The organism is Lysinibacillus sp. G01H (assembly GCF_028872195.1).
GTDB classification, from domain to species: domain Bacteria; phylum Bacillota; class Bacilli; order Bacillales_A; family Planococcaceae; genus Lysinibacillus; species Lysinibacillus capsici.
Genome location: NZ_CP118397.1, coordinates 2,798,534 through 2,814,911 on the forward strand (window position 1 = coordinate 2,798,534; position 16,378 = coordinate 2,814,911).

Annotated in this window: 17 protein-coding genes and 1 other annotated feature; of the genes, 8 read left to right on the forward strand and 9 right to left on the reverse strand. The window is 35.0% G+C overall.

Annotated features, from left to right (window positions below; translation table 11 throughout):
• Positions 1-191: 191 nt before the first annotated feature.
• From PSR12_RS14280 to PSR12_RS14295, 4 genes are all read right to left on the reverse strand, one after another.
• Complete coding sequence (locus PSR12_RS14280) at positions 192-1,001, reverse strand: CPBP family intramembrane glutamic endopeptidase (RefSeq protein ID WP_274769454.1); 810 nt, start codon at positions 999-1,001, stop codon at positions 192-194.
• A 74-nt stretch (positions 1,002-1,075) separates the two neighbouring features.
• Positions 1,076-1,870, reverse strand: a complete 795-nt coding sequence (locus tag PSR12_RS14285) for a MerR family transcriptional regulator (RefSeq protein ID WP_274769455.1) — start codon at positions 1,868-1,870, stop codon at positions 1,076-1,078.
• A 109-nt stretch (positions 1,871-1,979) separates the two neighbouring features.
• Entirely contained in the window at positions 1,980-2,735 is a 756-nt protein-coding gene (locus PSR12_RS14290) for an SDR family NAD(P)-dependent oxidoreductase (RefSeq protein ID WP_274769456.1), read from the reverse strand.
• 8 nt (positions 2,736-2,743) lie between these two features.
• The gene (locus PSR12_RS14295; protein WP_274769457.1) at positions 2,744-3,733 is read right to left on the reverse strand and encodes an MBL fold metallo-hydrolase; all 990 of its coding nucleotides are present in this window, start codon (positions 3,731-3,733) and stop codon (positions 2,744-2,746) included.
• A gap of 86 nt (positions 3,734-3,819) precedes the next feature.
• Positions 3,820-4,034: a binding site (T-box leader), on the forward strand.
• A gap of 46 nt (positions 4,035-4,080) precedes the next feature.
• Between PSR12_RS14295 and proC the strand changes: the two genes are divergently transcribed.
• The gene (gene proC, locus PSR12_RS14300; RefSeq protein WP_274769459.1) at positions 4,081-4,884 is read left to right on the forward strand and encodes a pyrroline-5-carboxylate reductase; all 804 of its coding nucleotides are present in this window, start codon (positions 4,081-4,083) and stop codon (positions 4,882-4,884) included.
• Between the two features lie 48 nt (positions 4,885-4,932).
• Entirely contained in the window at positions 4,933-5,943 is a 1,011-nt protein-coding gene (gene namA / locus PSR12_RS14305) for an NADPH dehydrogenase NamA (protein ID WP_221680240.1), read from the forward strand.
• Positions 5,944-5,994: 51 nt separating this feature from the next.
• Here the strand turns inward: namA and PSR12_RS14310 are convergent, their stop codons facing one another.
• Complete coding sequence (locus tag PSR12_RS14310; protein WP_221680239.1) at positions 5,995-6,273, reverse strand: YuzB family protein; 279 nt, start codon at positions 6,271-6,273, stop codon at positions 5,995-5,997.
• Positions 6,274-6,461: 188 nt separating this feature from the next.
• Positions 6,462-7,490 carry a zinc-binding alcohol dehydrogenase family protein gene (locus PSR12_RS14315; RefSeq protein WP_446720636.1) on the reverse strand — a complete coding sequence of 343 codons (1,029 nt, stop codon included), beginning with the start codon at positions 7,488-7,490 and terminating at the stop codon, positions 6,462-6,464.
• 142 nt (positions 7,491-7,632) lie between these two features.
• Here PSR12_RS14315 and PSR12_RS14320 point away from each other — a divergent pair, with 142 nt between their 5' ends.
• Entirely contained in the window at positions 7,633-7,998 is a 366-nt protein-coding gene (locus PSR12_RS14320; RefSeq protein ID WP_274769461.1) for a winged helix-turn-helix transcriptional regulator, read from the forward strand.
• A gap of 52 nt (positions 7,999-8,050) precedes the next feature.
• On the opposite strand, the gene PSR12_RS14325 is transcribed toward PSR12_RS14320, so the two are convergent.
• Positions 8,051-8,266 (reverse strand): DUF3955 domain-containing protein, encoded by a 216-nt coding sequence (locus PSR12_RS14325; protein ID WP_257522458.1) that lies wholly within the window; start codon positions 8,264-8,266, stop codon positions 8,051-8,053.
• A 222-nt stretch (positions 8,267-8,488) separates the two neighbouring features.
• On the opposite strand from PSR12_RS14325, the gene PSR12_RS14330 reads away from it, so the two are divergent.
• From PSR12_RS14330 to PSR12_RS14350, 5 genes are all read left to right on the forward strand, one after another.
• Complete coding sequence (locus PSR12_RS14330; RefSeq protein WP_257522459.1) at positions 8,489-8,932, forward strand: hypothetical protein; 444 nt, start codon at positions 8,489-8,491, stop codon at positions 8,930-8,932.
• Between the two features lie 158 nt (positions 8,933-9,090).
• Positions 9,091-10,617: a spore germination protein gene (locus PSR12_RS14335; protein ID WP_274769464.1), complete on the forward strand. Its 1,527-nt coding sequence runs from the start codon at positions 9,091-9,093 to the stop codon at positions 10,615-10,617.
• Positions 10,618-10,641: 24 nt separating this feature from the next.
• Entirely contained in the window at positions 10,642-11,829 is a 1,188-nt protein-coding gene (locus tag PSR12_RS14340; protein ID WP_274769466.1) for a Ger(x)C family spore germination protein, read from the forward strand.
• A gap of 3 nt (positions 11,830-11,832) precedes the next feature.
• Complete coding sequence (locus PSR12_RS14345; protein WP_274769468.1) at positions 11,833-12,078, forward strand: hypothetical protein; 246 nt, start codon at positions 11,833-11,835, stop codon at positions 12,076-12,078.
• A gap of 19 nt (positions 12,079-12,097) precedes the next feature.
• The gene (locus tag PSR12_RS14350; protein WP_274769470.1) at positions 12,098-13,225 is read left to right on the forward strand and encodes a GerAB/ArcD/ProY family transporter; all 1,128 of its coding nucleotides are present in this window, start codon (positions 12,098-12,100) and stop codon (positions 13,223-13,225) included.
• Positions 13,226-13,503: 278 nt separating this feature from the next.
• On the opposite strand, the gene PSR12_RS14355 is transcribed toward PSR12_RS14350, so the two are convergent.
• Both PSR12_RS14355 and PSR12_RS14360 read right to left on the reverse strand, forming a co-directional pair.
• Entirely contained in the window at positions 13,504-14,640 is a 1,137-nt protein-coding gene (locus PSR12_RS14355; RefSeq protein WP_342456132.1) for a metallophosphoesterase, read from the reverse strand.
• Positions 14,640-16,145 carry a LamG domain-containing protein gene (locus PSR12_RS14360; protein ID WP_274769472.1) on the reverse strand — a complete coding sequence of 502 codons (1,506 nt, stop codon included), beginning with the start codon at positions 16,143-16,145 and terminating at the stop codon, positions 14,640-14,642. Before PSR12_RS14360 ends, PSR12_RS14355 begins: the two co-directional genes overlap by 1 nt.
• Positions 16,146-16,378 lie beyond the last annotated feature (233 nt).

Genomic DNA, 16,378 nt, shown 5'->3' on the forward strand with positions numbered 1-16,378 from the left:
ACAAGTGTATTTTTATAAATTCATAGACTTTTATTTTTATTGTCAAAAGTAAGTCGTTCCTTGTATAAGGTTGACAAGAAATCCATGGCAATTCACTCGAAAAAATGTTTTTTTACTATCTATATAAATGTATACTATATAAATTTAGCAACGGACGAAAAAAAGAATCCATTATACAAACTGGATTCTTTCTAGTTACTTGGCTGATTTATCTTATACAATACTTTTTTAGGATTAATCAAAATAAGTAGAACGGCCACCGCCGAATATAAAATGGCATTATACATGATTAAATCAATTAGGTTTCCGTTGATGGAACCGATAAAAAAATTAAAGAGCTGATGAATAATAATAGGAATCATTAAATTCTGATTGATCGTATAAAATACTGTCATGATGATGGTCGTAGCTATAATCGATAGCATAAAGAAGAAGCTATATTTGACCAAATCTATTCCCATAAACCCTGTTGTAAGCCATATCGGTAAATGCCACATTCCCCACCAAAAGCCTATGATAATAGAAGCTATTAATGGCGAATACTTCTTTTGAAGCTCCAGCAGTGCAAAACCCCTCCATCCTAACTCCTCGCCTAATGGCCCTGACAAAAGCGTTTTAACAAAATAAAAACTGAGCATGCCCCATGAAGACAGCGTAAAAATAGAGGTTTCTTCATAATTATTCATGATATGAAACAAAATCATGAGAAAGATAGCTGTTTGTATCATCACGATTAAAACAATTACTGAAAGTGACAATTTGTTTTTGAATTTTTGTTTGACAAAGTGTATAAAACGTTGCTCAGGATAGATTCTTGGAAAAAGTAGCGCAAAGGCAAAGGTGGATGACCAAGCCGATAGACAGCGTACGATATCAAATAGCCAAGTCGGATAGCCTAATAGCTTGACGGCTCCTACAACACAGAAAAGTGGCCAAAAAATGATATTGGTTAAAATAATAAAGCTTGCTACTGGTTTTTTTAATTTCTTTTTTCTAGGCAAGTAGATCCCCCATTTCATCTGAATATCTTCAGCATAAACCTAGGGGTTGCTCACAGGTCAAACGCTTTTTCAAATTACTTTATTGGCACATACATTTCTAAAAAAATACGTTCAAGCCCTTCTTCATAAGTGGTAAGCAATAAGTTGATATAAACCAGCCCTAAAAGCTCATAGCCATTTTCCTTAGCTACTTTTCTTATGCTAGTCTCTACTTTATTGTCTGTATTTTTGCCACCTGTTGACCAGCGCCCATCTTCAATAACAGTATAAAGACATTTTGGATGCGCTAAAACTTCACCTTTTATTAGATGATCGCTATTTTCTACTTTCCTGACAACCATAAATTTATTTTCGAGCATTCCGCTATCATCGAAGCTAATAACTCTTCTTAAAGAAGTAAGAATTACCGCTTTCTTTATACTGTCTGCATTTTCTTTTAACGAATCATATTCATCATAGGCTGTATAATGATCTATTACGCCCATTATTTCTAATGGTTTCATTTCCTTTATAGTATACGTGCCTAGAAATTGGCTAATTTTTTGACAATCCTCTTTTACAAACTGGAGCTTTTTTAATTGTAGCTTTTTATAAGCTATTTCCTCTAACATTACTTGTTCTTTTTCTACTAACAATGATTGAATGCCCTCTATACTCTTGCCTTTTCTCAATTCCTGAATCTTTTTGATTTCAAAATCAATTTCTCTATAAAAATTGATTGTTGTGATATCATATATATCAAAATGATTGTATGTTCTATACCCATTCTCACTATTTTGCTGGGGCTTTACTAATCCTTTTTCTTCATAAAATTTTAAGGTATCTCTAGAAACTCCTAAAAATTTTGCAACTTGACCAATTGTATACATCTAAGTCTCCTTTTCAACTCTTCCTCTTTACTACTATAGCTATAAATATATGTAAATATGAAAAAACCGTAGACATGCACGTGAAGCATGTTTACAGTTTCAAATATTGTTATTTCTTATGGAAAAATGATTTGCCTAACCATTCAATGGTTGCAGGGGCTAATGCATACAATTTACTTGATAATCCCATAATTCTAGGTAGATTAATTTCACGAACAGGACGATCAATCGTTTTCACTGTCTCTTGAGCTACTTCCTCCGCTGACAATAAAAAGCGCCCTAAGGATTCTCGGTAGCCACTTGTATCATTGGCTTTATCTAAAAATGGTGTATCAATGGGACCAGGATGGATGGCTGTCACTTTTACATTGTACGGAGCCAATTCCATACGCAACCCATTAGTAAAACCGACAATAGCATGTTTCGTCGCAGCATAGACACTCGCTTTTGGTGTGGCCACCTTCCCAGCCTGAGAACCAATGAATATTAAATGGCCCTGTTTGCGCTCTATCATCTTAGAGGCTAATCGTTTGGCAAGATAAATCGGTACACTAACATTTAATTCGATCATTTGCGCAATATCCTCATCCTGTAAAGCAGGGGCTACAGCAAACTTCCCTACACCTGCTGAAAGAATCGCTACATCAATCGGTGGTAGCTGCGCACAAACATCATCAAGTGTATGTAGATTGGTTAAATCCGCTTGGATCACTTGAGCACCTAAACGCTCTAGCACCTTTAGTGCAACAGCATTGCGACCTGTGGCATACACGGTATGCCCTTGAGCTACTAGTAATTCAGTTATTTTTAAGCCAACCCCACTTGTAGCTCCTGTCACAAAGATCGTTTTGTTAGAATGTTTCATGTATAAACCTACTTCCTTTGAAATAAATAGATACCTGCTCCTGTCTTCGTTGACGTAATATACTCATTGGACTCTAGATAATCTAAATGACCAAGTGTTTTAGATAAAGTTAAACCAAGCTGATGCTGGAAGATAGCCGGATACAAGCGCTTTGTTACTTGGACAACTGTTAATTGATCATCGCCTAATAATTCAAAAACCTTCAGTGATTGTTGGTGCTGTCGCTCTAATCGTTTATCAATCAATGAAGGAATATCCTCTAGCTCTGCTCCATGCCCTGTATGCATCATTTTGACAGGTAATTGACGCAGAATTTCAAGGGATGCATTATATTGTAGTAAAGATTTTGTACGTCCTACGGTACGATCCAATGGTGGCTCTATTAATGGATTGGGCGTTATTTTTTCAAGCAATAAATCTCCCCCAATCACATGATGAGTTTTTTCATCCCAAAAAATGAAATGACTTTGTGCGTGACCTAATGTTTCGATTGCCTTTAATCCTGGATGCCCAGGCACTTCATCTCCATCTGCCAAAATTTGCGTTAATGGCCGTTCCCCTACAAGCTCCAATTCACGACGAACATGGACACTTTTTGCAATATATTCTTGTGGTACCCCATGCTCCAATAAACGTTCACTGTAAAATTGTTCATGATAGCGTAAAAAGTCTTCATCATGACGAAGCCATTTGTCATTATAGGCATGCCCTAAAATTTCTGCATGTGGAAAAGCATCGACCCATCCCGCATGATCTGGATGATGATGGGTTAACACAACCTGTTCAATATCTTGCATGTCAAAGCCTGCTGCTCGAATCCCCCATTTTAAAGCATCATAGGCTTCCATTGTTTTTGGGCCAACATCAAAAATGCTAAGTGCATCGCCTTTTACAATAAATGCATTGACATCTCCTACTGCATAGGGTGTTGGTATTTCTATTTTGTATATAGACAAAGTTGTCTCCCCCTTTTCACGCACTTGTGAATACTGATTCATTCTATTTTACAAGTTTTTTCTGTTTTCGTCATCCTCCTGTTGACAGGTTGCCTATTCCTCACTATAATTTTGAATAATCTAATTATTTATGTGCGTTGAAGAAGACGAGTACGTAACTGGTGAAGGTGTTAGAGAGTGTTACATTTGCTGAGAGTAACATCACCCACTCCCATTACCGAACCTACTTCTGAGCAGTTATGCAAACATAACCGTTTCCCTTGCGATAAGAGGGCTAAGAGTTGTGCCAACAATTGGCAAACAAAGGTGGTACCGCGGAAACGAGAGCGTTTTCGTCCTTCTAGATAAGGACGAGAGCGCTTTTTTATTTTGAACTGGAGGTTTTGTTCATGAAAAAAATTTTATTTATCGGTGCAGGCTCAATGGCGGAAGCATTGATGCAAGGCTGGATTAAACAAAAGGTGTTCACACCACAGGAAATTTATGTCACCAATCGCTCTGACAAAGAACGATTACATTTCTTACATGAAACATATGGTGTCCATTGTGTATTTGATCATGCGATTTTTCAACAGGCAGATCTGATTATCTTAGCGATGAAGCCGAAAGATGCTATTGCTGCAATGTGTGATTTAAAGCCTAAACTTACAGCGAGCACTGCTGTACTATCTATTTTAGCAGGCATTGCGATTGATACGATTACAGAATTTTTAGGGAGTCGCCCAGTAGCAAGGGTGATGCCGAATACTTCCGCTACAATCGGTATGTCAGCAAGTGGCATTGCATTCAATAACGAGGTGTCTGCAGACCAGCGTCTCCTTTTCCTCCAGTTATTAGAGGCTGTTGGCTCCGTTATTGAAGTCGATGAGGATCAGTTACATGCTGTCACAGCCCTTTCAGGTAGTGGCCCTGCTTATATCTATTATTTAATGGAAGCTTTTGAACGAGTAGGGACGAAGGTAGGCTTATCGAAAGATACAGTGCGCTTACTGATGACTCAAACACTTGCGGGGACAGCTGAGATGCTCAAGCAGTCATTAGATGAACCCGATGTCTTACGCAAAAAGGTGACGAGTCCAGGGGGCACGACGGAGGCAGGTATACAGGCATTAGAGCAATATCAATTTAATGAAGCCATCGAAGCCTGCATTAAAGAAGCCGAGGCACGATCTCGTTCACTTGCAAATGGGTAGCATTATGTGCAAAATAGAGTGTATCACTAGGAATTAGGAGGCTTTATTTTGAGTAAATTATTCGAACCCTATACATTGCAATCTATCACCTTAAAAAACCGTGTTGTGATGGCCCCTATGTGCATGTACTCAGCACAAGACGATGGCATGGTAACACCCTTTCATTTCGTCCATTATGCAACACGTGCAGCTGGTCAAGTAGGCTTAATCATTTTAGAAGCTACTGGTGTTGTGCCAGAAGGTCGTATCTCAAATAAGGATTTAGGGATTTGGGATGATGCACATATTGAAGGATTAAGTCAATTAGTTGAAGGGATGAAAGCGTACGGCGCTAAAACAGGCATCCAGCTTGCACATGCTGGTCGCAAAGCAACAGTAGATGGCGAAATTTTTGCTCCATCAGCTATTGCCTTTAGCTCAGACTATAAAACGCCAACAGAAATGACGGAAGAGGACATTCTCTATGTCATCGAGGCATTTAAACAAGCAGCTGTTCGTGCCGCAAAGGCTGGCTTTGATGTACTAGAAATTCATGGGGCACATGGCTATTTAATTAGCGAGTTTTTATCACCCGCTACGAATAAACGTCAAGATCAATATGGGGGCTCACAGGAAAATCGATATCGCATCCTACGTCAAGTCATCGATGCTGTTCGCAGTGTATGGAACGGACCTTTATTGGTACGTGTCTCTGCGGAAGATTATGCGGAAGATGGTACAACAATGGATGACTTTATTGTTTTTAGCCGCTGGATGAAATCTCAAGGTGTTGATTTAGTTGATGTATCAACAGGGGGCGTTGTACCAGCAGCCATCAATGTCTTTCCAGGCTATCAGGTACCACATGCAGAAGCGATTAAGCATGGGGCCGATATTCCTACTGGTGCAGTTGGTCTTATTACAACAGCCATTCAAGCCGAAGAGATACTCCAAAATAATCGTGCAGATTTAATATTCTTAGCGCGTGTTTTATTACGAGACCCTTACTGGGCACTACATGCAGCTAAAGAGCTAAGAGAAGACGTGCAACCTCCTGTACAATACGTTCGTGGTTGGTAAATTCATTTCCATCAAAAAACAGCTTGTGCTCCAGCAAGCTGTTTTTTTTCATTAGAATAATGGATTTTGTTTTAATTCTTCATCAATAGCCTGTACCAATGTCTCCACGTCATCTGCTGTCACGACTTCTCCATTTACTATTGCAAAAATACCTTGCTCACAGATTTCACAATGGGATGTACAACCAGATTCCTCTATCTCAATATCATCCCGCTCTACTAATACATCGTACGCATCTGCCGCACCAAGTGATAAATTAGTGATACAAAACTCCACTCTATTTTTTAGCTGCTGTGGCTCCTTCTTTTTTTTAAAAAGAGAAAATACCATGTTTATTGCCCCCCTACTCTCTAAAAATAATCATACCACAATTCCATAAACTTCATGAAAACTGTAGCGTTAAGCAAAATAACTTTCATAAAATATTATTAATCTTTAACATAAGTTTTTCTTATAAAATTAATGTACAGCCATTAAACGAAAATGACTGCCCTGAAAAAAAGGCAGTCACAAACTTATCATTCAAAACCTTCAAGTACTATTTTCCCAATGGTCTTTCCGCTTTCAAGAATTGAGTGTGCCTTTCTCAGATTTTCTGCATTAATTGGATATAAGATTTTAGAAATTGTAGTTTTTATAATATTGCTATCAACTAAAATAGCTATTCTATTTAATAATTTATGTTGTTCAATCAAATCTTCAGTCTGATACATAGATCGTGTAAACATAAACTCCCACACAAATGTAGCGCTTTTATTTTTAAGTAATGTCAAATTAATAGGCTCGTCTGTTTCTACTATAGAACAAATTGTTCCTTGTGGAGCGATAGCCTCTGCCATTTTAGTCCAATATGCTTGTGTCGAATTCAAACATAAAATATAATCTACTGCTTCAAAACCGATTTTTTTAAGCTGTGGAATAAATTCCTCATAGTGATTTATTATATAGTCTGCCCCTAGGTCAGTTGCCCAATCGCGTGATTCTTGCCTAGAAGCTGTAGCGATAACCGTTAGCCCAGCCCATTTAGCTAGTTGGATTGCGACAGAACCTACTCCCCCCGCTGCACCAATAATTAATATTGTTTTATTGTTATTTTCGTTTGAAAAACTACTAACTTTCATTCTGTCAAATATGGACTCATATGCAGTGAGTGAAGTCAATGGCAATGCAGCAGCTTCTGCAAAGTTTAAAGATTTCGGCTTATGACCAACAATTCTTTCATCAACAAGGTGAAATTCACTATTACAACCTTGGCGTGTTATATCGCCTGCATAATATACCTCATTACCTGGTTTAAACAATGTACATAATGGACCAACCTCTTCAACAATGCCTGCCACATCCCATCCTAAAATCTTAGGAATGTCCTCAAACTTTTCTTTGGGTGATCTTACTTTATAATCTACAGGATTTACTGAAACGGCCTTTACCTTAATTAATAAATCCCTATCTTTGACACTTGGCTTTACAATTTGTAAATCTACTAAACTCTCTGGATGATCAACAGGTAAGTAGTGATGTAAACCTACAGCTTTCATTTTTTCCATAATTAAAATTGCTCCTTTTGCCTTTATATTTTATTTCCTTATGTCAGCTATAATAATATGATGATATATTTTATGTAAGTACGCACATTTTTGTTGTATAGTATCAATTTTTATACTAAATAAATAATCTGGAGGAATTTTAATGACAGATAGCAATCAAATTAACCCTTATTCAGCTTGTCCTGATGCCTATGGGTGTCCTGTTGAAGCAACACTTGCAGTAATTGGTGGTAAATGGAAAGGCGTTATTTTATATCATCTTATGTCAGGAACGAAGCGTTTCAATGAATTTAGACGTTTAATGCCCGATATTACTCAAAGAATGTTAACGTTACAACTCCGTGAATTAGAGAAGGATGGAATAATCCATAGAGAAATCTTTAAAGAAGTACCGCCCAAAGTAGAATATTCACTAACTGAATTCGGTCGAACACTTGAACCAATCATAAAACTTATGAGAGATTGGGGAGAGCAGTATAATTTAAAAAATAATATTTTCTTTGAGTAAAATAAATATTAAAACAACCAGGTCTCTTATGTTGACCTGGTTGTTTTATCTATTACTTAACGTATTGTGTCTTTTTATTAAACGAAATTAAGGCTACCCCTACTACACATATAAATCCAATAAATAACAATAAAAATCCTATTGGAATAAGAAAGAATGGTTCTTCTAATGTACCATCAGGTGCTACATTACTCCCTTTCACCATAACGATTAAAAAACTAAGTACGCCTAATATGATTGGCATTGATGCAAAAATATATTTTTTCATAACCTATTTCCTCCATTCAATGTAAAAAGGTTTAATTCCTCCACTGCATCTTACTACAACTTACCGTAACAATCATAAATCCAAAATATATTCTAAGTCAATTATTTTTTATTGAAAAACAATAAATTTTTATTCTCATTCAACCAATCCCAAATTGACATTTTGAAATTCTAACTATAAAATGACCATAATCTCTAGTGATAATTTGGAAGGGTGATTTGTATGAACTATGAAGATTTAATGCAATGGAAAGGTTATTTGTTTTTAGCTAATATAGTAGAGCCAGGGACAAACTCTTTGCGAGTTTCTATTTCTAGAGCTTCCGTTAGCTCCGAAAGTAATGATATAAGTTTTGAGGAATATACTATAAATGATGTCCATCCTATTGAAATTGATAAGACATTACCGGTCATACATATAGAATTCGATTCATATGTAGCCTATACTGTTTTTGACGAATCATTTCATTTTGTAAATCAAGAAGATGATTTCTTGGGTAACTCAGTACGTCTTTTTACAAAATCAACTTATTTAGATTTCATAAGTAAAGGAACTATAGCTCTCGATATCTATTCCTACAAGGAGCTATTCCATTATCAGATTGTTTGTTTAGACCATATTATTGATATTGTTTCATTTGATAAACCTACTATTTTAAACAACTAAAGTTTTTAAAACAGTCAACAAAAATTGTTGTCTGTTTTTTATTTCTATCAAAACAAATGAACAATTCTATTAAGTTCTTCTTCTCTTAAATAGACAAAGTATATTCTCTCTATCTTTTGCATATTCTATTAATTAGAAAACTAAAGGAGGACCTTGTAGTGAGCAATTCAGAAATAGATAATCTCATAAAAAGTAAAATAGTTAATTCTCTTTCTACATCTCTCCTGAAAAATATCAAAACTATTAAAAATTCACTAGGCAACAGCAATGATATTATTACTCGAGAATTTTTGATTGGTAAACCGATCGAGGTCTCAATAGCTATTATTTATACGGATGGTCTAGCTGATAACACCTCAATTACGGACTTTTTATTAGAGTCTATTATTTCTGATTTTGAGGTGACGTCTGAAACTACATTACAAGATATTGCGCTACGATTAAAAACATATTGCTTGACTGTCGGAAGTATAAAAGATGTCTCAGATTTTCCTTCTCTGTTTAACGCTATTTTGAGTGGAGAAACCATCCTATTAATAAATGGACTTGCATTAGGTATTTCTACAAGTACTAGAAGTCCCAAAGAGAGAGCAATAACAGAGCCAGCCACGGAAGCTGTTATTAGGGGGCCAAGGGAGTCATTTACAGAGACATTAAGAACCAATACAGCTTTAATTCGACGCAAAATCAAAAGTCCAAATCTTTGGATAAAGTCAAGAGTGATTGGTGAATTTACTCAAACAGAAATAGCTGTTATGTATATAAACGGTATAGCGAATGAGAAGATTGTTAACGAAGTACTTCATAGATTAGATCAAATAGATATTGATGGTATTTTAGAGAGTGGTTATATTGAACAATTAATTCAAGACTCAAAGTTTAATTTATTTCCTACCGTTTATAATTCCGAACGCCCAGATGTTATAGCCGGAGAGTTATTAGAAGGCAAAATTGCGATTATAGTTGATGGCACGCCATTTGTTTTAATTGTACCTGCATTATTCACTTCTTTCTTGCAATCTGCAGAAGATTATTATCAGAATGCAATTGTTAGTTCGTTTATTCGACTTATTCGTTTTTTAGGTATTAGTCTTGCATTAGTTGCTCCTTCTCTCTATATTTCTCTAACAACTTTTCATCATGAAATGATACCCACACCGCTACTTATCAGTATATATGCACAACGAGAAGGCGTTCCTTTCCCAGCATTTATAGAAGCTTTAATTATGGAAATTGCATTTGAAATTTTAAGGGAAGCAGGTTTAAGGATGCCTAGAATGATTGGATCCGCAATCTCTATAGTCGGAACACTTATCATTGGTCAAGCAGCCGTTGAGGCAGGAATTGTTTCTGCAGCAATGGTCATTATTGTAGCCTTAACAGCCATTTGTAGTTTTCTTTTTCCAGCTTATGGTCTATCCAATTCTATCCGAATTTTACGTTTCCCGTTAATGGTGTTAGCAGCGATGTTTGGACTGTTTGGCGTTTTTGTAGGGCTTATGCTGTTGCTCATCCATTTATGTAGTTTGCGTTCATTTGGTGTTCCTTATATGAGCCCATTTGCACCTTTAATACCACAAGATCAAAAAGATGCCTTAATTATTTTTCCACGTGGGTCCTTACTTACACGTCCACGATTGATCAACCAGATTAATAATGTAAGAGGGCGTAAAAATCGGTCATAACTAACTGTTAAATGGGGTTACCTTATGAAAATGAACTTTATTATTTTTTCATTAATCTTTCTAATTTTGATTCTAAGCGGGTGTTGGAGTAAACGTGAGTTAAATGAATTAGCGCTTGTAGCAGCATTAGGTATAGATCTTGTTGATGACGAATACGTTATTTCTGCACAAGTCATTGATCCTAGTCAAGTTTCGTCAAAGCAATCTACAAGTGGCCATGCACCAGTTGTTACCTATCATGCTAAAGGAAAAACAGTGTTTGAAGCTATAAGAAAGATATTGGCATTATCTCCAAGAAAATTATATTTTGCGCATTTACAACTGGTTGTTATGGGTGAAGAATTAGCTAAAAACGGTTTACGAGATACCGTAGATTTTTTAGGAAGAGATCAAGAGATACGAAATGACTTTACGGTTATAGTATCACAGCAAGCAACTGCGAAAGATGTTTTAAACGTCTTAACTCCTATAGAAAAAATACCTGCAAATAAAATGTTAAATTCTTTAAAAGTAATGCAAGATGCATGGGGCTCTACTTTAGAAGTGGATATTGAAGATTTAGTAACAAAATTAGGCGTAAACGACCAATTTTTTGTTCTATCAGCAATTGAAGTACTAGGAGAAAAAAGCTTAGGAATTGACCAAACTAATGTAGAAAGAATTGAAACGCCAGTAAAGCTGAAGTTTACAGGGCTAGCTATTTTTAAAGAAGATAAATTACTAGGTTATCTTGATGAGTATGATAGTAAAAGTTTAAATTACTTAAACAATCAAATCAAATCAACGATTGAAATTATTAGTTGTCCTTCGAAAGGAGAATTATCAACTGAGATTACTCAATCTAAAACAAAAACAAAAGGAGTAATTATTGATGGTAAGCCTACTATTCAGATTAACATGAATGTTGTTCAAAATGTTGCCGAGGTCAATTGTGATATTGATTTAACAACATTAAAAAAGATAGATTGGATTAATAATCAATCTGAAAAACTAATTGAGAAAAATATTGAGCAATTACTGAATATTCTTCAAGTGAATTATCAAGCCGATGTGCTTGGTTTTGGAGAAATGATTCATCGTGCAGACCCTACACTTTGGGGAAAAATCAAAGATGACTGGCAAACAATCTATCCTGAGGTAGAAGTAAATGTTAAGGTTAAAGTCAATACGCAAGGGCTAGGGACTATGCAAAACTCAAAAGTAAAGGAGTAAAAATTGACTATGTTTATCACCTTAGGCATATTAATCATTTCAATTGCTATTGCATTAATTGAACTGCCTAAATTAAAAAAAGGTGGTGCAAAATTAGCTGGGTTATTCTTATTTTTATTAGTCCTAGGAGCAGTCTTAAACATTGCTATCAGTTTAAATGTTTCAATGATTAGCCCACTGGACCCCATCATTTATATTTTTCAACCAATCAGTGACTTTTTAATGGAGAATTTGTTAAATAAAAAATAATTAATAAGAGGCATCTATTATGAAAAAACAATTGATAAGCTCCCGCCAATTCACTATAATTGTTACTCTCTATACGGTAGGTACAGGAATATTAATAATACCAGCAAGCATAGCTTCAGAAGTAAAACAAGACGCTTGGATTGTAGCCACTATAGGTACCTTATTAAGTTTATTTTTAGTAAAGCTTTATATCATTTTATCAAATAAAATGGAGAACCTTTCTATTGTAGAAGTAACTGAAAAGTTCTTAGGAAACATTGTCGGTAAATTTATTTCTCTCTGTTTTGTCCTGTTAACACTACTTTCATCAGGAGAATTATTATACTTCATTGGTAATTTTCTACAAACAGAGGTGATGCCTGAAACACCACCAGTAGTATTTACCATACTTTTCAACTTTATTATTCTATTCGCTGTGTATCAAGGTATAGAAGTGTTTGCCCGCACTTTAGAGATACTTTTTCCAATTTTTTTGTTCATCTTTATTACTTTTTTGTTCTTTGTCTCACCGCAAATTGACATTAGAAATATACAACCTTTTTTTGAAGTATCAGTTCCTCCGCTAATATATAGTGTGTTGCATTTCATGGGTTTATTTTCTTTTCCATTAATTGTCCTTTTAATGATTTTTCCTTCTGCTATTAATAACCTTCAAACTGGCAAGAAGGGCTTTTATATTGGCACATTAGTGGGTGGATTTATTATAACTGCTTTTATAGCATTAACAATTTTAGTATTGGGCGTAACCAATACATCCTTAAGAACATTTCCGAGTTATACGTTAGCTCAAAAAATTTCTATTGGGGATTTTTTGCAACGCATAGAAATTATTATGGCTTTCATGTGGATGGTTACAATATTTGTAAGATCTTTTATATATTTTTATGCTTCTTTAATAGGAATAAGCCAAATGCTTAAACTAAAAGATCATAGACCTCTCATTCTACCACTTGGAATGGTTTCCATAGGTCTTTCACAAGTTGTTCATGCGAACATCATTCATTCGGATATATACAACCAGCAAACTTGGCCATTAGCTATAGGTGTTTTCGCTACTTTACTACCATTAATTTTGCTACTTGTAGCTAGGTTCAGAAGATTAAAGATCAAAAACGTTGAGATGAATGATTCTATGGATAAGGCATAACATGAAGTAATTCTAACTAAACAATTTAAGTTAGACTTCTAAAATAAACTAGCTTACGCAATATGGAACATTTTGGAGTCAACTATCGTACTAAATCATTAACCGTACACCAATCTGCGACTGAAAACTCTTATCAAAACGCTGGGACATAAGTATATTATCAAAGCAAAATTAAAAAATATCACATCAGATAAGCGCGAGAAATCAACGTTTCTAAAATTGATTTCTCACGCTTTGTAACGTTTTGACCAGTAATGTCCCAGCTTAATAAATATATTTTATTTTATTAAATCCTTCATATCCAAATCCTCAAGAATATCTTCAAGCGTTAGGCCTCCATGTTTCTCTTTTGGCCTTGGTGCATTTTCTACTTTTTCATTTACCCTTAAGTAATTGTCTACTATAATTTTCATATCTTTAGCATCGATGGCTCCATCTTGATTAATATCTGCTTTTTCTGGGCCCTTACCAGGCTTATTGATATGATTTTTCAAGAAAAAAGCATCTTGAACATCTATGACATTGTCACCATTTACATCACCAATAAATTGGTTTGACTTTTCATCATCATAAACGTTTAAATTTATAGTAAATTGGTTGTCAGCACGGAATAGCTTATCCTTCTTAACTGAATACCAGTTCACGTCTACATCGTTGCTTCCCTCTTTGAAGGTCATGAACATTACCATCCCTAAATCATAAGGCTTCATGAATTGAGCATCAACTAATATTTGTTTAACAGAATTACCATGATCACCGATATCTTCTCTCACAACTAAATCCTCGCTACCAATATGTCCAGCTGTTACTAGAATAATATTTTTATGCTTCCTTACAAACTTATCCCATACTTGATCTCCATTATTGGCATCAGAAATGTATCTTCCTGGGTTATCCATATGGTCTAGCGATTGATGTTCTCCATTGTGATATAAGTAAGAGTGGGTGTTGACAATAATTTTTTTATCTTCATTATTTTTTGCTATTTGGTTAGCCCATTCTAGCACTTCATCTCGTGGGCCATATTCTAAATTAATCACCATATATTCTAGTCCATGTATATCGAAGAAAGAATACGTATTTTCCATCTGTCCTATTTCAAAAGCACCACCAAATGTAGAACTTTTTGAAAATTTTTCATAAGAGAAGTATTGATTAAAATTAGTTGTAGTACGTTTAATTTGATCGTTATAATCATGATTTCCAGGCACAAAAACATACGGCACTATACCATCTAAATAGGACATACCTTCTTGAACTGTTTGCCATTCCTTTATACTTCCTGGATTATTAACTAAATCTCCTACTTGCATTACAAGTTCTATGTTTAAATCATCTTTAGTGTCTTTAAACCAAGTCATATATTCCTTAAATTCATTTGGGAAATGTTCAACAAAATACTGCGTGTCAGGAATTACACAATTGAGTAGTCCCCTTTTGCAAAGTCAGGATCAATCCAGTTGCTATTCTCATTATCATACTCATGAGCATGGTTCTTCTTCTTTGAATGATCTGGATACACTCCATCTTTTCCATCATCCAATTTCCAATTACCGATTAATCCTTCTTCGTTTCCTTCCAATGCTTTATTATAATTTGCTTTAATTTCTTCTGAAGTTCTAGCAGTAGACCATAACCGAACATCCGCTATTTCACCATTAAAATTATATTCAGGCTTACCATCAGCTGTGTAACCTCTATAATCCGAGCCGATTTTAAGTTCTTCTCTAGGAGGGATACTCGGAATAGGTGTATTAATAGATTGTTCGTTAATTTTTTCCCCGTTTATATATGTCGATCCAATACCTTGCTTGTCATCCAATACCATGGCAACATGTACCCAATCACCTAAATTGACATTCACATTTGTTGAATAATCAAGTGTATGAGCGGTATGAGCTTGCCAATAAATTCTTGGATTACCGTTGCTAGTAATTTCAAAATTGAATCTGGATTTGTCTTTATAGTATTCGTGATAATAATTTCCGATGATATTCCCTACACGTTTTTCTTTTGGTGTATCTGCTGGAATTTTCACCCATGCTTCAACTGTACGAGGAGCTTCTGTAATAGGTTCGTCTGCTGCAATCTCCAAGTCACCCTTTGAAAAATCAATACCTGTTCCTTTATAAGCACTCTCTTCTGGTATTTCTATCACAGACTCTTTTTGGAACCCAAATGCCACTCCATCAATTTTTCCCGCTTTATCATAGACATTAGGACTATCATATACGGAATCATCTAACATCCAAGTATGCATTAACCCTTCTTCATTACCTTTAATGTCTGCATAAACGTTATCTTTAATCTCATCCAACGTACGAACATCGTCCCATAAACGAACTTCTGTTATTTCAGCATTCGGGTGAAACTGATCCCTAGTATCTTTACCGATACTATGATAATTTTCAAAAGCAAGATCTTCCTCTAAATCTACGTTATCAAATGAAGCTATTTCTTTTCCGTCTTGAATAAAGACTATTTTTTTATTCGCAACATCTCTTATTATAGCAAAATGTGTCCATTCACCTGTTGTAATATCTGCTTCTACTGTTTTTTTATCAATAGTGCCAAATTGATTTATTTCATAATATCTAAGTTGATTATCAGCTGTTATTTCAATATTATATGCAGTTTTGTTTCCTGATTTAAAATTCCCAAACAATATTTGACGCTGATTTAGATTTGGTTCAAATTTCACAATCATTTCATAAGTTGATGGAACATTTTCCAATTCTTTATTTAGCTGTACTGAGTTTTTCTTTTCAGAGTCAAAGAATAGCCCTTCTAATTTACTTGTTTCAACAAGTAGCTGAGTAAGTGTTTCCCTTTCAGCCATTTGAGATTCTGCTAATACTGAGCTTTGACCTAACATTAATAGTGCTAAAGTGGACGATAATACCGCTTTTGACTTTTTCACGAAAAACTTCCTTCCTTTTAAAAGAGTTTGTGTAGTCCAAAAATTAATTCTATAATTGGTTTGAAAAAATATATAACTTAATTTTAATTACACCTTAATTCCCACCTCCTTTATTGTTATTTCTGCTGTATAGTGCAAGAATAATCTGTTTTCTGCTGTTTTACAATCTAACTAGCACTTTCTTTACATAACATTAACTTTATTCACATAGAAAACATGGAATAATTACTTTG